This is a genomic window from Methylomonas defluvii (assembly GCF_033949435.1).
GTDB lineage: Bacteria > Pseudomonadota > Gammaproteobacteria > Methylococcales > Methylomonadaceae > Methylomonas > Methylomonas defluvii.
In genome coordinates this window covers 1-20,079 of sequence record NZ_JAXARY010000039.1, presented here as the reverse complement: position 1 = coordinate 20,079, position 20,079 = coordinate 1, and the positions used below count along the sequence as shown (strand labels likewise).

The following is a 20,079-nucleotide window of genomic DNA, read 5'->3' as shown; positions in this document are numbered from 1 at the left end:
AGTGGGTATCTGTAAGCAGTTGGCGTGGCATTCGCTAGTTATCGTTTGATTGAAAACTCAATCAATATGGCTCGCCAATCGATTTTCAAAGGGATTATGACAAAATGGCAACAGCCCCTAGATTCTTAACCGCTAATCAATAGATCCATTTGCGATCAAATAGGTAGAGACGCAAATTCAGCGTCTCTATCTACTTCCCTAAACTGAAACCGCACCGGCGATATGTCGATGTGCCTGATAACCCAGCAGTTCAAAGTCGGCAAATTCATACGAGAATAGCGATTCCGGCCGGCGTTTTAATTGCAGCCGCGGCGGCGCCAAGGGCTGCCGGCTAAGTTGCAATGCAACTTGCTCAAAATGGTTGCGATAGATATGCACGTCACCGAACGACATGATTAACTCACCGACTTCTAAGTCGCATTGCTGTGCCAGCATATGCGTTAACAAGGCCACACTGGCTTGATTGTAAGGCACCCCTAAAAAGCAATCGGCACTGCGCTGCGTCATCATGCAGGACAATTTGCCGTTAGCGACATAGAACTGATACAACACATGGCACGGTGGCAGGGCCATTCGCCCGGCGGCGGCATTCTCGCGCGGACCAACGGTTTCATCCGGCAAACATGCCACATTCCAGCCGCTGACGATGTGTCGGCGCGAATCCGGTTTATTTTTTAAACCGTCCAACAAAATCTGCATCTGATCGTAACTCTCTCCATTCGGCCCCAGCCAGTTACGCCATTGCGCACCATATACAGGCCCCAGCTCGCCGTCTGGCGTGGCCCACTCATCCCAAATCGTTACGCCGTGATCGTTCAAATATTGGATATTGGTATCGCCGCGTAAAAACCACAACAATTCATACGCAATGGATTTGAAATGTAGCTTCTTGGTCGTCAGCAACGGAAAGCCGTCCGCTAGCTTGTACCGCATCTGCCGGCCAAACAATGAGCGAGTACCGGTGCCGGTGCGGTCGCTTTTGTCGATGCCGTTATTCATGATGTCGGCGAGAAGATCCAGGTAGGGTTGCATAGCGCTCTTAGGTCGAAAATTGGCGGGCAGTATAACTTGCCGGCTTGATGAATACGACTGTCATGGCGGTGTTTCATGAGTCGTGATGGAGGCAGCAGAGAGCTTTAGAGGTGCGGCAAAATGGCTGGTCGATCACTATGAGAAGAGCTGCACGGCTACCAGCCAGCTACACGGTTTTGTACATGCCAGATAAGCTCCCGGCGCTGTATGCCTTTAGCTGTCTGCGTGTTCAGTTTGAGATAAGGGGGGGCTTTATCGCCCAAGGACTTCGAGAAAAAGCAGCGGGTATTTCGCTCAAGTGCTTTCGCGGCGTACATGGCTGCATCTGCGTTTTAAGCGGCTGGATATTGCTGAAAAGACTGATACACTTCGCCGTCGAGCTTACTTCCGGAAATTAATGGCCGGCAAAAACCACCGATTTTTTGCGTGATGCCAGGCTGGCACTGGGCAATAGAAAAAATTTATTTACACTGATCGCGAGCTGAGTAATAGTTTTGCTTCGGCGTTTAATCAACAGGAATCCAATGAAAAATCTGTTCTTCGTTTTTGCCCTGTGCCTGTCCGCGGATAGTTGGGCTGGGGTATTTAAATGCACTGATGCCAGCGGCCACACGAATTATCAATCGTCACCCTGCACGGTGGAGCACAAAGCGGTGCAGATGAATACCAAAACCGGCAGCAGTGTTGATTTAAATGCGCTGGAAAGGCAGCAAGCCGCAGAAGCCGAATTAAAAAAACAACAGTCTGCGCAGGAACAGGCCGAGCAACAGGCCAAACTCGACGCCATCGCCAAAAATAAACAAGATGCCCGAGTTCAGAGTGAAATGACACAGACGCTAATTAAGCAAAACCCCATGCAGTTTTCCGCATTCGCCATCCCACCCTACGACCCGGAAAAACTACCCGCGCAAGTCAAACCCTTCGAAACGCGCCTGCCGGAGGTCGAAAAATTCCGCAGGCTGGCCGCACAAAAAGCCTTAGCCAGCGGAGAATGTCAGCGAATTGAAACCGATGAGCTCACTGGGAAGAGCAAACCGGACCAGCTAAATTTTCTGATTAATTGCAGCAGCGGCAAAACCTTTTTGTTCAACGAGGCTGATCTCGTTCAACCATGATTGTCGGCAAAACGCTGTTTATCACCGGCTGCTCTTCCGGCATCGGTTATCACACTGCGCTGTTTTTGCAGCAGCGCGGCCATCGGGTGATTTGCTCCGCGCGTAAGCCTGAGGATGTAGAGCGTTTGCGTGGTGACGGCTTCGAATGTCTGCAACTTGATTTGGCGGATTCGCCGAGCATTCGCCAAGCGGTGATCGAGTTAATAGAGCTGACCGACGGCAAGATCGATGCACTGTTCAATAACGGCGCCTTCGGCCAGCCCGGCGCCGTGGAAGATTTGAGCAGGGATGTGCTGCGCCACCAATTCGAAACCAATCTGTTCGGCACCCACGAATTGACCAATCTGCTATTACCGCTGATGCGCAAACAGGGCCATGGCCGGGTAATCTATAACAGCTCGGTACTGGGGTTTGTGGCGATGAAGTTTCGCGGCGCCTATAACGCCAGCAAATTCGCATTGGAAGGCTTGGCGGATACCTTGCGCTTGGAATTGCGTGGTACCGGTATTCATATTGTGTTGATCGAACCGGGACCGATAGCAAGCCGTTTCCGGGAAAATGCCTTTGCTTTATATAAAAAGCATATCGATGCCGAGCATAGTTTTCACAAAGACACCTACAAAGCCATGGAAGCCCGGCTGCAAAAGCCCGGCCCGGCGGCACCTTTCACGTTACCGGCTAGTGCAGTCGCTGAAAAAGTGGCGCATGCATTGGAGTCGAATCGGCCGAAAATTCGCTACCGGGTGACGGTGCCCACGCATTTGTTTGCCTGGTTGAAACGGCTGCTGCCCAGCGCATGGCTGGACAAGCTGCTAGTCAGCGTCGAATAAGGCCGCAGCGGCATTTTTTCGTCACCGAAAAAACCATAAAAACCGCTATAAACAGGCTAGCAAACAGAATGAACTGTGCTATTATCCCGGCCCAACATGTAGTGGTTAAAGCGGTTGGGTTAGCAGCTATATGTTCTTATAAAAATAACTGTGAGGTTCAATACATGAAAATTTTAAAAAGTGCTGTTATCGCGTTCTCTTTAGCTGCTGCCATGGGTTCTTTTTCAACAGCTGCCGTTGCTGAATCTGATCCAGGTAGAACTGCTTACAAACCTACCGATGTAATCAATGAAGTTGTAGCGCGTATTACAGCTGCCGAGGCAGCAATCAACAATGGTGCTGAAGATGCTGCCGTTGTCGATTTGATCCAAAAAGCGGCTGGTTTTATCAAAGAACTGAACGCAAACGACAAGGTTGCCAGATATGCCGATAAAGCTAGAGGCCATTTGAAAGCAGCCATTACTGCCGCTAAAGCCGCTAACTTGCAAGAAGCCAAACAACATTTAGCTGCCGGCAAAGAAGGCGTTGAAGCTTTGAAAAAAATGCTTTAATTCTGTCCCGGGGTGTCTTTCGGGGCACCCCGTATTTTTTCATTCCTCCCCGCTCGTCACCACTCCTGCAATAGTTACAAATAATACTGATGCTTCTCTAGCTGGGTTTCCAACCAAGCTAATAACGCCCTCGAATTTTCAAACTTTGTCCCAGCTAAATTGAGCGTGGTCGCGTGGTTTAATGCTTGCCAACGATTTAGCAGTGTGTGCAATTTAGCGGCGTTGGTCGCCGTGAAATGAAACTGTTCAAGCAGCTGTTTGTATAGCTCACTTTCCGATGTTGGCAGCGATCCTCTGAGTGTAGTCAGCACGGCGATCATACCTTCGACGTCAGCAATACGCGCCTGCACCCAAGCCATCACCAACTCCTCATTGATTTTCTCCAGTGCCGATTCGGCATTATCCGAAACCACTTTTAAACAGTGAATCAATTCGCTGGAACTGAATTTAACGGCTATTTCGTAAAACGCCGCAGCCTCCATATCGCGCAGATTCTCGTCGTTGTACTCGACATCGGCGCTGGATAAGGTAATTAGCGGCAGGGTGGTGGGGCAAAGGGCATCGAAAGCCAGTTGCGGATAAAAACGGCGTTGGGTTTCGGCGTCGGTGATTTTATCGGCCAAAAAGCAACTGCCTAGCGCCTGGTGGCGATGTCCGGCGATGCCGAAATTGAGCAGGATAGGTTGGGTTGCCTCGGGAAATTGCGCCAGCGTATAAGCCACCGCGCCAGCCATCGCTATTTTGCCAACACCGCTAATCACCAAAACGATGTCGGCGTTTTTGTAAATCGCAAAGGGCTGCTTTTGTGGTAGTTTTTTTAGTCGCCATGCCTGAATTAACGGTTTGGCTTCACAGGGCAAAGCGACAAAGATAAAAGTTGATGGTGCAAAGTCAATCACAGTTTTTAAGAAAATTCCCTTATATTTTAATCAATTGTTGAATATTCATGATAATTCACATAAATTTAAGATTCGTCAATTTTCAAAGGGAGACGTGCCGTGACTGAAATGAATTCCGTAGCTAACAACACCAGTTCAAATAACTTACACCTGGTGACAGCATTGCAGGAGGAGCGCTCTGCCGTCTGGGCTTTGTATTGTCAACTCGCCGAAATGAAGCCATTCTCCAGCGAGAACGCAATCAGGCCAATGTTGTCTGAGTTTTCGCAACTGCTGATAGATTACATATCCTTTGGTCACTTCAGCATCTACGAACATCTAATAGCCGAAAAGCAGCATCAAACTTCAGCGTTGTCTCACGCGGAAAAGATATATCCGGCATTCTCCAGCATTACCGCGTCGGCCGTTACTTTCAGCGACACTTACGACGATGGCAGGCGTAAATTTAATACCGCGAATTTGGCTCAGGATTTATCCATGCTTGGCGAACGGCTGGCGGAACGCATGGAGCTGGAAGACCGGCTGTGCTCCATGCTGCTGCATTGATGCGCAGATATTGCCCCTGAAAAGCTCCGATAGCCTATTTGCTTTCAGCTGCCGAAACGCCTGAAACAGGCCCAGCTGCGCCTTTAATAAACAAATCCTTCAAACGACTGAAGGCCGCCTGCAGGGTTTTGTCCATCACCACCTGATTGCCTATCGAAACAATTACTCGTGCCAGTTCAGGCATCTTGGTTTTGGTCGCCAGCATATAAATAGGCTGTACATATAAAATCGAATTACCCATCGTCAATATCACCATCCGGCCTTTTTTAACTTCCGAGCCTTGTTGATTCCATAGGGTAAACTGCGAGGCAATTTCCGGGTTTTGATCGATCAGCGCATTGACCTGCGACGGTCCGTTAACCTGTACAGCCTTCGGGAATTTGAAAATAGTGATACCCGGCTTGTAACTGTGGTCGCAGCTTTTTTCGTCAACTGTGCCGGCAATTCCCACCATGCTTAAATTGTCCCTATGGATCGGGGTCATCGGATTAATCATCACAAACTCCTCCAAATCGTTACAACGATCAAAGTCCATCGTAATGAAATACGGTAATACCGGCTGGCCATCCACGGAAGCGAACTGCCAGGTTTCCGCCTGCTCATAAAACAACTCCGGGCTGTTTTGATGATATTTAGCGTAAATTTTCATTTGCATATAGTACAAGTCGCGCGGATAACGCAGATGCTGCATTAGCTCGTCGGGCATTTCCCGCAAATTTTTGAAAACGCCGGGATACGCGCGGTTGTAAGCGTTGATGATCGGATCTTTTGGGTCGGAAATATAGTAATCGACGCTGCCGTCATAGGCATCGACCACAATTTTGACCGAATTACGGATGTAATTGAACTTGTGCTGGCCGTCCAGATAATCGTCAGCTGCCGGTTTGGAGACAGGGTAATAATTGGATAAGGTATAGGCGTCCTGTATCCAATAGAAGCGATCCTTGTCAACAACCAAATACGGATCTTTATCCAGGTGTAAAAACGGTGTCAGCGCGGTGATTCGCTCGTCGATATTACGACGCAACAATAACTTGCTTTGCGCGGATATGTTTGGCGAGAAGAATATTTTTTCGTCTTTCAGGTAAAACGCGAACAACATTTTTCTGAACAGCGACGGGATCGGTATGCCGGAGATACCCTGATAATCCAGCGATTCGCCTGGCGCAGAGCCGGAAATGTCGGTCACAGCCAAGTTGTTCGGTACTATCGCGTAGCGATATTTTTCCTGACCGTAATAAATGTCGGGGTACTTCACGGAAAACCCAACATCCGAAGTCATGTTCAAATCGCGCAAGTACCAAACGATAGGAATGCCGGCATCCTGAGCGGCCGGCGAGATGACCGCGCCGTAGCCATGGGTATAGCGCAAATGGGTGTTTTCCCAGTTTTGCGCCTCCTTGGGTAATTTATCGATATTGACTTCACGGGCTGCCAGATTGACCTGTTGATGATGTCCGTTAATAAAATAACGGTCTTCATCGACAGTCGGAAAGCCATAATAAGGCCGAATGCCTTGTAACTGCATATAGCTGTCAATCAGAAATTCGCGATCCCATACCGGAATATTTTCGAAATGTTTTTTGGTTGACCAAGCTTCTATATCTTTGGTGGCGTCCAGATTGACCTGGAAATCGACGGTTTTAATATTGTTTAAATCGAATGCCGCCATGGTGGCATCAATGTTATGCCGAATCGAATCACCTTCGGTGCGGGTAAAATTAGGTTTGACGATAAATTTTTCAATCAACTCAGGTAGGGTGTGAGAGCCTTGCAGGCCCCAAACGGCTAAAAACCCCAATGAGGCAACGATAATCGGCGTTTTACTGCGATGCCTCTCCGACAGCGCGTAAAAAACTACCGATATGGCAATGGCCAAAAAGAACAAGACCTCAAGCCAAATCATTGGCAACTTGTAACGCAATTCGACAAAACCGGGGCCAAAAAACACCGGTTCGTTACCCCCTGAATATAACAAGGCGAAGCGTTCCAGTAAAAAACCCCAGACCACAAACAACACCACAAATGCAAACAGCACCGTCAAATGGATCTTCGCACCCAGTGGAAATTCCTTGCTTTGATTGGGGACAAATTCATGCTCCATCCAATACAGCACGCCGGTCGCCAAAAACACAATAACCGCTGTGGTTAACAACTCCTTCTGAATCAGCATGTAAATCGGATAGGAAAACATGTAGAAGCTGACGTCGTTACCATATACCGGATCGACGATGCCCGATGCGCTGCCGAAGAAAAACAGCAGCGCCTGCTCCCATTGCAAATAGAACGGCACAGCAATAACTACGGCGAGTAGCAGTGAAATGGGAGTATAGATACGAGCCGAACCACTCATAAACACATCGGCAAAGCGTTGAAAACGCCGACGCTTGGAATCGTCCATCAATATTTCATCGGGCGGGTTCAGGCCCAGGTAGCGAGAGGCAATCCAGAAGTGAAATAAAAAAACAGCAAAGAAAAACGCAGTAACCGCACCGGAGAAAATAAATCGGTAGAGTAATTTCAACCAAAAGTAAGCTTCGAATTCCAGCGAACGGAACCACCATAAATCCACGAAAAAATCGAGAAACACGAAGTAGAACGCGACATATAGCACAATAGCAGTTGCGAGGGTCGCTAAAGTGATCGCCGGCAACAGTTTCCAGTTACGCATAATTTCCTCTTTACTTAGATATCCGAGCGCCTACTTGCGGAACACGCCGCCAAACTATGGTCGGCAATGTCCCCTTAACATCAATGGCTGAGCATTCTAACACCCAAATCCGGATTGTGATTGTCCGGTTGTTGGCTGGGTTGCCGAGTTGTTTGCCGTGGGGAAAATGGCAAGATCAATCCGATACTAAATAGCTGATGGTCCCGGTCAAATGACAGGAAGGGGAGACGTGCCAACTGAGATCAACGACAGTAGGTCGCAAATTTTGCCGGATTTTAGATGGCGCAGGATTGTGCGCAATTCGCTTTGGTCATAACAATACAAGATTGCTTTGCATCACCGTCATAACTCAAGACACGATGCGGCAGTTTCACGCGAGCCTATAGCAAAACGCCGCTGTCGAGGCTTTAGCACGACAGCGGCGTTGGTCTGATGCAGAGCAGTTAGTGCTTACTTTTTGAACATCGCCATGATCCGCTGGCGATTGGCAAAGCCGACATAACTCAAGCCGCCTAGTATCAAGCCATACAGCAATTGCCCAATAAAAGACGGCTGATTTCCGGCTGCTTCCGCTTTCGCAGCGGCGTCGCCCGTATTCAGCGGGGGAGGCGGTGGCGGCACAAAAGCTACTTGCTTTTTATTACTGATATCCGGCAAACCTAAGCTCTTCCAGGCATCGTAATCTTGCCAGGCCGGGTATTTACCTTGCCAGAATTCTCTGGTGAAGTAAGGCGCCAGGCTCATGCCATGGACTTTGGGGATGCCTTTCTCGTCGGAAAAACCTTTGTAAACCACTAAGCTGATGTCACCACCCTCGCCGATACCGTTAGTAGTGAAGGATTTTTCGACGTGGTCGTGAAACATCCAGACGCCTTGACCAAAACTGTTCAAGCCATCGTCAACACCGCTTAATTCCAGATCGATACGCTGGGCGGGTACCATGCCATGTACGTCGCGTTTGATATAGGAGTTCGGGCCGTTATCGACACCATCGTAATGCGTCACCATAGGCTTGTGGCCATGAATATGCATCGCAAAGGCTTCCTCGTGACCGTTCAATATCCGCAGCTTCACCTTTTTATTTTCTTCCATCAGGATCAGTGATTCCCGCAATGTGTAAGGGAATGAACGACCATTCAGCATGAAATAATCGGGACTAGCGTCGGTAATGTCGTATTCCTGGTTCATGCGCCTGGCAACGATCCGCGGATCATTGGCGGATCGCACCATTTCATGCAATTCCTTATCTACCGATTGATAGTGCAGATCGTACTCGGCCGCATATTTTTCTTTGACCGCCACCGATGGATGGCGAACCTGTCCGTTGCCGACGTTGAAAACCTGTACCCAGTTGTTGGGGCGATTTTCCTCGACCACAAACATACCTTGCAAACCCATCGGAATATGAGTGTGTGGCTGTACGTGGCAGTGGTAATACATGGTGCCGGGTTGGCGCGGTTTGATCACATAGGTTTTGCTCTGGCCGGGCAACACATCCATCTGGCCGGTTTGACCGACACCATCGTTGCCTTCGCCGCTATGATCCATGTAAGGATGATCCACTCCATGCAAGTGGATTGAGTGTGGAAAGTAATGGCTGTTTTCCAGCACCAACCACACAATATCGCCTTGTTCGACCCGGATAGTTGGCGATGGCGCGCGCAATAAAGGATTGGCCACCGGCTCGTACAAGCTCAAGGTAGACATATCCCGAGTTTTCGGTGCGTATACCCAGAAAGTCGGTTGAATGCCGGGGGCAATGTCAAAGGTGGTGGTGGGGTCTTTCATGTCCGGAGAATGGCCGTTCAATTCGGCAATTTCCAGCTTGATAATATAGTGGTCGGGGTCGCCGTCGCCGTCCATATCTTCGCCGAGCGTAATGGCATCGGCAGCGAGTTGTGTCTCCATTAAGGTAGACATTGAAATATTATTGGTGCCTTTAACAAAAGCAGCGATTTCAGCAGGATTATCGGGGTTACACATCCGTGATTCTTGTATTTCGACTCCGTCGATCACTTGCGCATCACGCCACTTGGCATCGGTAAATTCGGAACAAACTTCCTCTGCCGCACCCATCTTGACGCTATTGGTCGCCGGTAGTTTGTCTACCGCCGCCACAGCCCATTGCGACGCCGGAAGCAGCATGGCGCCACACAGAATGGGGATAACCTTTTTATGCATACAAAACCTCATAAAACAGACGAATTGACGGAAGCCTTAATAAGGTTTCCGAATATCAGAAAAGCCAGATACTGTAACCAGAACCCATGGGTAAAGTACAGTAAATATTTAATGAACTCGCGACAATCCTGACCGTTATTACTTAGCTGCCAAACGATGTAATTCTGGAAGGCGGCTAATGCCTTATAATTCCATGACGAGCGATTATTGCCAGTCAATCAGCCTCATTTTTGCAACAGACCACTCAGTCAGATTATGCCCAGCATCAGAGTATTGCTTTGTTTGATTTTCATTTTTTTAGTTCACGGTAGTTTTGCCTGGTTGAACAATCAGTCGCAAGACGCTGGCACGGACGTGCCCTCCGGCAAGTTGATGAGCCTGTCCTTTGCACCTTTTCGGGAGGGTTTTAGTCCGCTGGAAGAAAAATTCCCGCTGCCGGAGCATATTGACGAGGATTTGCGCTTGCTGGCCGACAAAACGGAAAGCATCCGCACTTACTCCAGCCTCGGTGGTCAACAACCCACTCCGGCGTTAGCTCGCAAACACGGATTGAAAATGATCCAGGGCGCCTGGCTGGGTTACGGTTACAAAGACAACAGTAATGAAGTTAATGCGTTGATCAAATCGGCCAATGAAAACCCCGACGTGGTGAAACGAGTGATCGTCGGCAACGAAGTGCTATTGCGCGGCGATATGGATGTCGACAGGCTAATCGGCTACATCCGCGAGGTGAAGAAAGCGGTCAAGCAACCCGTGTCTTATGCCGACGTCTGGTCGATGTATATGAAGTACCCCAAACTGATCAACGAAGTGGACTTCATCACCATTCACATCCTGCCGTATTGGGAAGATGAACCCATTTCGGTGGAGAATGCCTCGCAGCATCTGGAAAAAATTGTCAAACAGGTGGAAGACGAAGCCCGTGGCATCGCACCCGGCAAACCTATATTAATAGGTGAGTCCGGCTGGCCCAGTGCCGGCAGACAGCGCGGCATGGCCATTCCCGGCGTCGTCAACGAAGCCAAATTCATTCGCGGCATGATCCAGGTTGCCAACCGCCACGGCTTTGATTACAACATCGTCGAAGCCTTTAACCAACCTTGGAAAAGTGAACTGGAAGGCGTGGTGGGGGCCAACTGGGGCTTGTTCTCGGCCGACCGCGAACCGGTATTTCCGTTGACCGGCCCGGTCAACGAAACACCCAATTGGCCGATCCGCTTTGCCGTCGCCACGCTGATCTGGCTGTTGGCAATCGCGAGGTATTCCAAAAAGCTGGAGCAAGCCTCGCTGATCCGCGTGTTGGCGTTTTTTACCTTGGCGCAAGTCTTCAGCGTTTGCCTGGTGACATTGGCCGATTTTCTCTGGTACACCAGTTACAGCGCTTGGCAAAGGCTTTATACCGTAGCCCTGGTGATCGCGAATACGATTCTCGGCGCGCTGCTGCTTGAGCGTGGTAGCGATATTTTGATCGATAAACCAGGCAGCATTAAGTTGGCCAATAGCTTGAGAGCCGGTTATCTAATCTTTATATTGCTGGCGCTTTATAAAACCTACGGACTAGCCATGAATGGGCGCTATTTGAGCTTTCCGATCGAGCAGTTTGCCATTCCGGCTTTTGGGGTGATCGGTTTGATTGCTTGCCTATGGCTAAAGGAGCGTAAATTCAATGGCCGAGTTTTGGCGTTTGACAGTCTAATTGGCGGGAACTTGCAAAGCCGCCGTGATCGGTTCTTGGCTTATTTACTGAGTTTTGGCGCCATCGCGCTAATACTGGGAGAGGTCAAAGCCTTTATGGATGGCCGGGATTTCATTCAAGCTCACCCAGGCTTTTCAGAAGGCCTGCCCTTTGCGCTGAGCTACACCTTGTATAACCAACAGTTGCTTGGCTGGCTGGTTTGTTTGCTTATGCTGTCCTTGCCGTTCTGGACTCAGCATCGCAGCAAACAGGACGCTTAAGTTTTACGTTAATGGGTATGACGCCGTAATACCTGTTTTTCAACCCGAAAAGTCGTTGTTATATTGAGTGACAGTTTGCCGCGCGTCAATTTGTCACATTTTCAAAACGCGCTTCCAGCATTAAACTGTATGCAACTCTTATGTATGCGCTCCCTCTCCTAAAGGGTAAAGAGTTTTAATATCCTTCCTCAATGCGGCCCTTGGGCCGCATCTTTTTTCTGGATGAGGTTGCTGTCTATGGAACGAAACTACTATTCAACTACGTCAACTTTCGTGCACCCTAACGAACTCAATTGGCGCACAGCTTTTCATGAAGCCGGTCATGCCGCGGCTATCCATCTTGGCAATCGCCAAAAACAATTACCTCCGGTATTTTTTGAAATACATGTCAAACGGCCCGTTAATGCTTACGACGATTTTTTTGCGAAAGTGGTAGACGGCAACTTAATCCAAAACTTGCCGATTGCTGTCGTGGAAAGCTTTAACGACTTATCCGACGATAATCAGCAGCACGCCTGTCAACGCGCTTACGAAGCGGATGTTGTCAACTTATTGGTTGGGCCTTTGGCGGAAGCCAAATACGTGTCCATTCGCGATGACGAAGTTTTTAATATCAATCTAATAAGTTTCAATGCCTTACATAACTACGGTGGCTGCAGCGATCTAGAAAAGGCGCTCAGTTACCTGGATCACTTCATCGCGTCAAAAAGTCAGCGGGAAGAGAAAATGCAGGAATTGTTGCTTCAGGCTTTTCGCTTTATCGACAATCGCCGCCACTGGAAATGTATCCTTAATTTAGCCCACTATATCCTGGACAGTCAGCAGGAAATCATCTCCTGCGATGAGGCAATAGGCATATTCGACCGTTGCCTGACTGCCAATACACCGTTCAGGTCGGTTAGCTATCCATTTTTATTTGGCTGAGAGTAAGCGAACAGATTGCTCAGTTGTGGGGAGCGCGTTTGTAGAGGCGATGCTAAAAAACTAACTTTTTGCGCTAGATAGCCAGCGTTCTAAAAGAGCCGCCAAAAAAGAGGGGACTCGTAAAGATTATCGTTCGAACACCGTACAGCGATTGCGCCCACCTTGTTTGGACTGATAGAGCGCCTGATCGGCCCGCACGAACACATCGTCATGCATGTCGCCGTCTATAAACTCACTGATACCGCAACTCAGGGTTAGATTGATATTTTCGCCGTTAGAATTAAATCCGCAGCTTTTAATCATCTTGCGGGTGTTTTCCGCCATTTCCAGCGCCTGAAGCGCACTAGTGTTGGGCATCAGCATGACAAACTCCTCGCCGCCGTAACGGGCGACGAAGTCCGTTTCCCGGCAGTTGTTCAACAATAGCTGAGCCACCAAAGCCAGGGTTTTATCGCCGGACTTGTGGCCGTAGGTGTCATTGATTTGCTTGAAAAAATCAATATCCCAAATGATCAGCGCTAGCGGCGCTTTATAACGCTTCCAACGTTTCAATTCCATTTCCGCACGATTGTTATACGCCAGACGATTCGGCAATCCGGTCAAGGAATCGCTTAGGGCTTTGTCGTGCTCTATTTTAAGTTTAACGCGCAGGGTCTCGGTCTCCGTTTCCAGCTCCTGTAATTTTTGCGTCATTGAGTCAATTTTTTCTTGCGCATCCCGCTGCCTTTCATCCTCTATTTGTTTATGCTCAAGTAACCGCTCCAGCAAACGATCAAGATGTTCGGCCGTCTGGTTCTTTAGCAAATCGAGTTCTTCAGCCGCCTGTGTCGAGTCCTTTAGATTACCGACTTGCCTGTGAATTTCGGTGTTCATAATCTCACGATCATCAATCAATGCGCGATTAGCTTGTCCAGCGGTTTCTACGTCTTGTCCGAGCTCGTCCAGCCTCTCGCTTAAATCGCCGAGAAATACATCGATACCTTTCTGCTCGGAGGCACTGTAATCCTTGATGTTCAGCAACAATGTAATCGCTGAGTCGATGACTTTTTTATACGAATCCTCGCTGAGATTAGCTCTGACCCGTTGCTTTAATAGCGACGTCTGCTGCTGAAAACGTAAAGGCACCTCAGTTTCGCCAAGCAGTTCATCCAAACGCTCCAGCAAATAGTTGTGTTGTGACTCAGTAGCATCGTCTTCCCCGACGCTCACATTCTGCTTGGCTTGCTTGGAAATGTGTAACAAAGTTTTGGAAACCGCTTGCAACTCAGGCAGTAATTCCTGCGCATTAGCGCCGCTACGCAACTTTGCACCTATTGCCAGAAGATGGGGCTCCAACAACTTGTGGCTGCCTTGGCAAAAAATCAGCAGCTGAATAACGAGCTTGTATAAAAACTTTTCGTTATCGAGTGGCGCGGAATAAGGGTTAGCAGTTGCCATGAATCAGACTTGGTTACACGACAACGCAGCGGTTACGGCCGGTTTGTTTGGCGCGGTACAAACCTGAGTCGGCTCGATTGAAAATCGATTCGTTAGTGTCGCCATCGATAAATTGGCTCATTCCGCAGGATAAGGTGATCGACACTTTGTTGCCATTGGCATTGAAGCTACTGTTTTCCAGGGTTTTTCGAAGCTTTTCCGCGATCACTAAGGCGGATTTGGCATCAGCGCCGGGTAATATCATCACAAACTCCTCGCCGCCGAAACGCGCCACGAAATCGGTTTCCCGGCAGTGTTTGAGTAATAATTCGGCTATCACAATCAGGGCCTTATCCCCGCTTTTATGGCCGTAAGTGTCGTTGATGCTCTTAAACAGATCCACGTCCCAAACCATTAGTGTCATCGGCGATTTATGCCGTCGGCAACGCGCCATCTCATCCGCCAATCGATCTTCGAACGCCAACCGATTGGGTAGATTAGTCAACGGATCGCGGGTCGCGCGATGTTGGGCCAGATCCAGTTTCGAGCGCAACTCAGAGGACTCGGACTCCATTTCCCGCAGCCTTTGCGACAGGATCTGCATGTCCCGTTGGGTTTTATCGCGTTCCTGCTGTTCCTGGAGATTGTGTGCTTGGATCTGTTGCGTGATAGTGGTTAATCGACTGCTGACAATTTGCTTCAGCGGCTCAAGCTGCGTCGCGTTCTCCGACTTTTCGCGTAGCTCCATAATTTGCTCGGATACGGCCTGATCCAGCAGATTGCGTTTTTTAACCCTTATTTCGTTGGCGGCGTTAACGCCGGTCGCTTTTACGCCTAACTCGGTTAATTGCTCGGTCAATTTCGACAAAAATGCCGCCATCTCCTGCTGTTCGGATTCCAAATGTTTTTTTATCGCCAACAGCAATGCAACCGTATCGTCAAAAATAGGCCCTAAGGCTTGATCGGCATGCAGCCGGTTTTTGATCTTTTCGGCGTCTTCGGCAAAAACCAACGGAATTTCCGCATTGTCCAACAAACGAACCAGTTGAATATTGATGGCTTTAGCATCCGCTCCGGTTAGCTCCAAGGCCAAGTCCATGTTGGCAAGCGGCTTGTTGCCCTCTATAAGTTCCAACAGTGCCAGATAAAAGGCCTGATTGTTACTGAACAGGCGGTTTTCGTATTTTTCGCGAATCTCATCAAGCTGATCCGAGTGTTGGGGATATTGTTTGCCAAGAAACTCAAACAGCAATGAAGCGTCCATGAGCGAAGGCTCGGGCGATTCTTCCAGCATTATCAGCGCATTAGAAAAAGCCGATAGCTCTTTCTGCAATTGCTGACTTTGCAGGCCGCTTTTTAATAAATTGCGAATACGGTTTAAGTGAGGATCAAGTTGCCGGTTCAGGCCTTTAACGGCCAGCGCAAAACGGACGATAGTTTTGCACAACAACTCTTCGTTGGCTTTGTATTGTTTTTCAGTGTGTTCCTGGTCGTCCAACAGCTTGAGGTATTTTTCCTTCCACCTGTCCGGACCCTCATCCTTGTTTTTAAAAAAAACCATGAAACGTGCCCTAATTCTTAAATTCTTAGTCGCTTGATTATAGACTATCGTTGAATTTGTGAAGAATATCCTACAATCAGCATTCGCCCCTCACGTCCTTGTGCGGCAATTCGTTAGTGGGGTGTTTATTTTTTCTGGCTTTCTTGTGCGATCAATTGATTGACTACGGTCAACATGTTGGCTTGAGATTTGGCCGATTGAGCGGTGACTTTGTATTTGCCGTTGACAATCAGCGCAGGTACGCCACTGATACCGTAACGAGGACCGGTAGATTCGGCTTGACGCAGCTTGGCATCGACCAAAAACGAGTTAAAAGCACTGCGAAAATCCTCGTCCTTAACGCCATGATCTGCAAAAAACTTAGCCAGTTCGTCTTCGCTGACTAATTTTTGCTTCTTGTTCTGAATCGCATCGAACAGATCGGCGTGGACTTTATCCAAAATGCCTAAAGCTTCGGCCGTAAAATAGGCCTTGGCATGCTTGCCCCACAGATCGCTGAATACCGCCGGCTGACGGATAAACTCAACATTGGCGGGTTTGGTTTTCAGCCATTCCACCATAGACGGCTCCAGGCTATAGCAATGCGGGCAGCCGTACCAAAAAAACTCGATCACTTCGATCTTGTCCGGATTTTGTACCGGCTGTGCCGGCGTTATGGCTTCGTAACCGCCTTCTGCATTTACCAGCGAAGAAAAGCCCAACAGTCCCAACAATGCGATTATTTTTAACATCAACGTTCTCCGTAATAATGTATTCCCGATAAAAAACCATGTTTACACGCAGATGCGTAAACAATTTGACAAAAAAATCGAACGTATTCACCCAGTCAATGACTGGTCCGCGCCTCGTCAAGCCCTTACTCCGTAACATTCAAGCAAACGCAGTTCTGTAATCTAATCCAATCTGTTGCGGAGCTGACCTTGTCCAGTTTTCAAGGCAACGCTTCCGCGCCGGCCTTCAGGAAGAGAGCTTTCAGAGCGAGGAAGGCAGGTTGCGACAAGAACGAGGAAGAGAATTTAATCCTTGTGAATCAAGGACTGGATCAAATCCGGCAGAGCAGCAACTCCGCCGGATAACGAAGGCTTATTTCATCGTGGAGATGTAATAAGCAACCGCTTTAATATCCTCGTCAGTCATTTTGGTGGCGATCATGTGCATCATGTTCTCCCGGTTGTTGCTACGGGCACCGGTTTTGAAATCAGTCAGACTTTTAATCAGATAATCGGCGTGCTGCGAATGTAAGGACGGGAATGAGGCCGGTTTATTGCCTTCAGCATAAGGGCCGTGGCATGCCACACAAGCCGATACTTCACGACTGATATTGCCGTTACGGTATAAATCGCTACCTTTCGTAATTAAAGCATCCAACTCTGCTTTTTCTTGCTCAGGGGTTTTAGCCGGCGCATCGTCGTCGTCATTCGCCGGCAGTTTGGGCGCCGGATTGGTGGAAATTTTGTTGCCAGCATAATAACTGGCAAGCTCTTGAATTGTTTGCTCGTCAAGGCCCGCTGCTAATGGCGCCATCATCGGGGCCAAGCGCGCGCCGCTCTTGAACGCTTGTAATTGCTTAACCAAATAAGTTTGATGCTGTCCCGCCAATTTCGGAAACGCCGGCATCGTGCTGTTACCGTCTTCGCCGTGGCAGCCCGCGCAACTGGCGGCTTTGGTTTTTCCGGCGCTGGCGCTGGCATTACCTTGCGCATTTACATGACCGGCGGCAGTTGCCAACAACAAAGAGATGGAAACAGTCAGCAATTTTTTTATCATTATGGGCCCCTGCTCAGGAAGGTTGATTCGATATAAAGCAAGCTGATGTCAGCCGCCGGACGTTATAATGCCTGGATTCTAACCGATTTATAAACACTAAGCGAGACTGTGATGAATCCCATCTACCACCAAGCCAAGTTCATCAACAGCGCCCCCAAACTGAAGGATGCGCCGCCCGACCAAGGCATGGAAATCGCTTTCGCCGGCCGCTCCAACGCCGGTAAATCCAGTGCAATCAATACGCTGGTGCAACAAAATGCCTTGGCCCGCGTCAGTAAAACCCCCGGCCGTACCCAATTGCTGAATTTTTTTGAAATAGACGCCCAACGCAAACTGGTCGACCTGCCCGGTTATGGTTACGCCAAAGTGCCGGAAGCCATCAAAAAAGATTGGCGGCAGATGATGGAAAGCTACTTACACGACCGCCAAGCCCTGTGCGGTATCGTTCAAGTCATGGACATCCGCCACCCACTCACCGATTTCGATTGGCAAATGGTTGAATGGTGCGAACATCGCAAATTGCCCTTGCACATTTTGTTGACCAAATCCGACAAACTGAAATTCGGCGCGGCCAAGACTACTTTATTGCAGGTGCAGCGGGATTTGAGTCAAGCGGATATTGTGGTGACTTTGCAATTGTTTTCCGCATTGAACAAAGTCGGCATTGACGATGTGCACCAGGTTTTGGATGAGTGGTTTGGGTTCAGGAAGATGGTGGTGTCGGAGGAGTAGACTTCGCTGTTCTGACGTGGAACGCATCGGTAGATTTCCAACTTCAAACGCAAGTTGAAACGGTCCAAAAACAACTCTAAGTATTTTACAACCCACCGCGAATGCAGTTATCGCCCGTTCTGTTTAATGACGAATCAGGGCCTTCAAGGTCGGACAAGAATATGCCCAGATAATTGCTGATTTCGTTGCTTAACGGGCTAATCGGCGCGGCGAGATTCTTAATCCGATCATAATCTGCCCTTAATTCTGTTTTAAGCCAGTCTCCCTAGAATTTGCCGCAACTGAATAATTTCCCAACAAGGAGTCATATATGTTCAGAGTGACAAAAATCATGTTGATCGGTTTGTTGTTTTCGTCAGCGGCTTTGGCCGATGACGATTGGGGCGAGCATCGTCATCATCGGCACCACCATCACGGTCACGGTTATGGACGCGAGTATTACCCTGCTTACCCTGTGGAGCGGGTGTATGTGCCCGAGCGAGTAGTGGAATATGTGCCCATGCAACAGCGCTATTACGCGCCGCCGCCACCCCCGCCAGTTAGATACGGCGGGTACGACCAGCGTTCTCCGCAAGGTTTGGTTGGCGGTTTGGTGGGTAGTGCGATGGGTTATGAAATGGGTCGCGGTGACCCATTGGCGGCCGGTATCGGTGCTGCGGCCGGTTCGTGGATTGGCAATGGGATGAATAGATAATGACGAAGCTAACAGTCTTTTCAGTCACTGTCGCTTGTCTGTTGGTATCGGCTTGCGCTTCGCAAACCGGCTGGACGCCAACCGTCGACACTTACAATAACCAAAATTCTTACCGCTTGAATCAGGATATGCATGAGTGCCAGCAATTGGCATCGCAAGCCTCCGGAGGCACTGCGAAAGAAGCCGCGATAGGCGCCGGCGTTGGCGGCCTGATTGGCGCGGCCGGTGGCGCCGCTTTGGGCGCAGTGCTCGGCAGCCCTGGAAAAGGCGCGGCTATCGGTGCAGCTGCCGGCGGTATCGGTGGTGCATCCAAACAAGGTATTCAATCTGAAGACCGCTATAAAAACGCCTACAACAACTGCTTACGCCAACGCGGCCATCGGGTAGTTAACTGAGCAATCCGTCAGGATAAACCGGCTCGGCAATCTCGTCTGAATTTTTCAACTCTATCCATTGAAGACTGCTTGTTTAAGTAGTCTTCCACGCGGAGAAACAGTTATGTTGTTAAACACGGTATCGGTTTTTTCAAGCCGATTTAGCCTCAACGTGCGGCGATGGCATACAGTTATGCCGCTGATGTTTATTAGTCTACTTAGTGCCTGTTCCAGTGTTCCGACGCTGCAACGCACTGACGATCAAGCCGTGCTGACCGGTACGACTAAGACCACATACACCAAATCTTATAAAGTCAAAGGTAAAACTTATTCCCCGCTGCACAGCGCGCTAGGGTACAAAGCACAGGGATTGGCTTCCTGGTATGGCGCAGAATCCGGTAATTTTACGGCCAATGGCGACCGCTTCGATCCGCGCGGCATGACGGCGGCGCATAAAACGCTGCCGATTCCCTCTAAAGTTCGGGTTACCAATCTGCGTAACGGCCGTTTTGTCGATGTGGTGATCAACGACAGGGGGCCATTCAAGGCTAATCGACTTATCGATCTGTCCCAGGGCGCGGCGGAACAGATCGGTATGCACGGATTAGCGGAAGTGACGGTGGAATATTTGGGAAGTTAGGCAGCTCAGTGCATATTGCTGCGCTTTGCACCGAAGCGACTTGCGCTACGGCGATTCTGTAAAGCGGTGGACTAGGGGCTGTTGCCATTTTGAAACGATAGCCTTGAAATCGAACGGCTCTGCCTCATTGATTGATTTTTCAATCAGAAGACAAGTGAGCTATGCCGCGACAAATGTTTACGGATGCATA

Annotated in this window: 19 protein-coding genes; 11 read left to right on the top strand and 8 right to left on the bottom strand. The window is 49.2% G+C overall.

Annotated features, from left to right (window positions below):
• Positions 1 to 198: 198 nt before the first annotated feature.
• Positions 199 to 1,032 (bottom strand): thymidylate synthase, encoded by an 834-nt coding sequence (locus tag QLH52_RS23855; protein WP_319963199.1) that lies wholly within the window; start codon positions 1,030 to 1,032, stop codon positions 199 to 201.
• A 182-nt stretch (positions 1,033 to 1,214) separates the two neighbouring features.
• Here QLH52_RS23855 and QLH52_RS23850 point away from each other — a divergent pair, with 182 nt between their 5' ends.
• The 4 genes from QLH52_RS23850 to QLH52_RS23835 all read left to right on the top strand — a co-directional run bounded on the left by QLH52_RS23850 (position 1,215) and on the right by QLH52_RS23835 (position 3,528).
• Positions 1,215 to 1,430, top strand: coding sequence for a hypothetical protein (locus QLH52_RS23850; RefSeq protein ID WP_319963198.1), 216 nt, complete (start codon positions 1,215 to 1,217; stop codon positions 1,428 to 1,430).
• Positions 1,431 to 1,556: 126 nt separating this feature from the next.
• Positions 1,557 to 2,147, top strand: a complete 591-nt coding sequence (locus QLH52_RS23845; protein ID WP_319963197.1) for a DUF4124 domain-containing protein — start codon at positions 1,557 to 1,559, stop codon at positions 2,145 to 2,147.
• Positions 2,144 to 2,977, top strand: coding sequence for an SDR family oxidoreductase (locus QLH52_RS23840; protein WP_319963196.1), 834 nt, complete (start codon positions 2,144 to 2,146; stop codon positions 2,975 to 2,977). The genes QLH52_RS23845 and QLH52_RS23840 overlap by 4 nt, the downstream gene beginning before the upstream one ends.
• Before the next feature lie 68 nt (positions 2,978 to 3,045).
• Positions 3,046 to 3,528: a hypothetical protein gene (locus QLH52_RS23835; protein ID WP_225892978.1), complete on the top strand. Its 483-nt coding sequence runs from the start codon at positions 3,046 to 3,048 to the stop codon at positions 3,526 to 3,528.
• Between the two features lie 74 nt (positions 3,529 to 3,602).
• On the opposite strand, the gene QLH52_RS23830 is transcribed toward QLH52_RS23835, so the two are convergent.
• On the bottom strand, positions 3,603 to 4,427 hold the full coding sequence (locus QLH52_RS23830; protein WP_319963195.1) for a 5'-methylthioadenosine/S-adenosylhomocysteine nucleosidase family protein: 825 nt from the start codon (positions 4,425 to 4,427) through the stop codon (positions 3,603 to 3,605).
• A 108-nt stretch (positions 4,428 to 4,535) separates the two neighbouring features.
• Between QLH52_RS23830 and QLH52_RS23825 the strand changes: the two genes are divergently transcribed.
• Entirely contained in the window at positions 4,536 to 4,973 is a 438-nt protein-coding gene (locus QLH52_RS23825) for an Rsd/AlgQ family anti-sigma factor (protein WP_033158497.1), read from the top strand.
• Positions 4,974 to 5,007: 34 nt separating this feature from the next.
• Here QLH52_RS23825 and QLH52_RS23820 read toward each other — a convergent pair whose 3' ends face one another.
• Together QLH52_RS23820 and QLH52_RS23815 are read right to left on the bottom strand one after the other, a co-directional pair.
• Positions 5,008 to 7,644, bottom strand: a complete 2,637-nt coding sequence (locus QLH52_RS23820) for a UPF0182 family protein (protein WP_101051457.1) — start codon at positions 7,642 to 7,644, stop codon at positions 5,008 to 5,010.
• 450 nt (positions 7,645 to 8,094) lie between these two features.
• Complete coding sequence (locus tag QLH52_RS23815) at positions 8,095 to 9,825, bottom strand: multicopper oxidase domain-containing protein (RefSeq protein ID WP_033158601.1); 1,731 nt, start codon at positions 9,823 to 9,825, stop codon at positions 8,095 to 8,097.
• Positions 9,826 to 10,080: 255 nt separating this feature from the next.
• On the opposite strand from QLH52_RS23815, the gene QLH52_RS23810 reads away from it, so the two are divergent.
• Together QLH52_RS23810 and QLH52_RS23805 are read left to right on the top strand one after the other, a co-directional pair.
• Positions 10,081 to 11,781, top strand: a complete 1,701-nt coding sequence (locus tag QLH52_RS23810) for a glycoside hydrolase family 17 protein (RefSeq protein ID WP_319963194.1) — start codon at positions 10,081 to 10,083, stop codon at positions 11,779 to 11,781.
• A gap of 237 nt (positions 11,782 to 12,018) precedes the next feature.
• Positions 12,019 to 12,705, top strand: coding sequence for a hypothetical protein (locus tag QLH52_RS23805; RefSeq protein ID WP_033158500.1), 687 nt, complete (start codon positions 12,019 to 12,021; stop codon positions 12,703 to 12,705).
• A gap of 126 nt (positions 12,706 to 12,831) precedes the next feature.
• Here QLH52_RS23805 and QLH52_RS23800 read toward each other — a convergent pair whose 3' ends face one another.
• The 4 genes from QLH52_RS23800 to QLH52_RS23785 all read right to left on the bottom strand — a co-directional run bounded on the left by QLH52_RS23800 (position 12,832) and on the right by QLH52_RS23785 (position 17,449).
• Positions 12,832 to 14,142 (bottom strand): GGDEF domain-containing protein, encoded by a 1,311-nt coding sequence (locus QLH52_RS23800; RefSeq protein ID WP_033158501.1) that lies wholly within the window; start codon positions 14,140 to 14,142, stop codon positions 12,832 to 12,834.
• A gap of 13 nt (positions 14,143 to 14,155) precedes the next feature.
• Positions 14,156 to 15,682, bottom strand: coding sequence for a GGDEF domain-containing protein (locus tag QLH52_RS23795; protein ID WP_033158502.1), 1,527 nt, complete (start codon positions 15,680 to 15,682; stop codon positions 14,156 to 14,158).
• Positions 15,683 to 15,807: 125 nt separating this feature from the next.
• Positions 15,808 to 16,413: a thiol:disulfide interchange protein DsbA/DsbL gene (locus tag QLH52_RS23790; protein ID WP_033158503.1), complete on the bottom strand. Its 606-nt coding sequence runs from the start codon at positions 16,411 to 16,413 to the stop codon at positions 15,808 to 15,810.
• 352 nt (positions 16,414 to 16,765) lie between these two features.
• The gene (locus QLH52_RS23785) at positions 16,766 to 17,449 is read right to left on the bottom strand and encodes a c-type cytochrome (RefSeq protein ID WP_319963193.1); all 684 of its coding nucleotides are present in this window, start codon (positions 17,447 to 17,449) and stop codon (positions 16,766 to 16,768) included.
• A 111-nt stretch (positions 17,450 to 17,560) separates the two neighbouring features.
• On the opposite strand from QLH52_RS23785, the gene yihA reads away from it, so the two are divergent.
• The 4 genes from yihA (at position 17,561) to QLH52_RS23765 (ending at position 19,889) form a co-directional block, all read left to right on the top strand.
• Positions 17,561 to 18,181, top strand: a complete 621-nt coding sequence (gene yihA, locus QLH52_RS23780) for a ribosome biogenesis GTP-binding protein YihA/YsxC (protein ID WP_033158506.1) — start codon at positions 17,561 to 17,563, stop codon at positions 18,179 to 18,181.
• A gap of 310 nt (positions 18,182 to 18,491) precedes the next feature.
• Positions 18,492 to 18,875 (top strand): hypothetical protein, encoded by a 384-nt coding sequence (locus QLH52_RS23775; RefSeq protein WP_033158507.1) that lies wholly within the window; start codon positions 18,492 to 18,494, stop codon positions 18,873 to 18,875.
• On the top strand, positions 18,875 to 19,270 hold the full coding sequence (locus tag QLH52_RS23770) for a glycine zipper family protein (protein ID WP_319963192.1): 396 nt from the start codon (positions 18,875 to 18,877) through the stop codon (positions 19,268 to 19,270). Before QLH52_RS23775 ends, QLH52_RS23770 begins: the two co-directional genes overlap by 1 nt.
• Before the next feature lie 103 nt (positions 19,271 to 19,373).
• Positions 19,374 to 19,889 carry a septal ring lytic transglycosylase RlpA family protein gene (locus QLH52_RS23765; protein WP_425257997.1) on the top strand — a complete coding sequence of 172 codons (516 nt, stop codon included), beginning with the start codon at positions 19,374 to 19,376 and terminating at the stop codon, positions 19,887 to 19,889.
• The last annotated feature ends 190 nt before the right edge of the window (positions 19,890 to 20,079 follow it).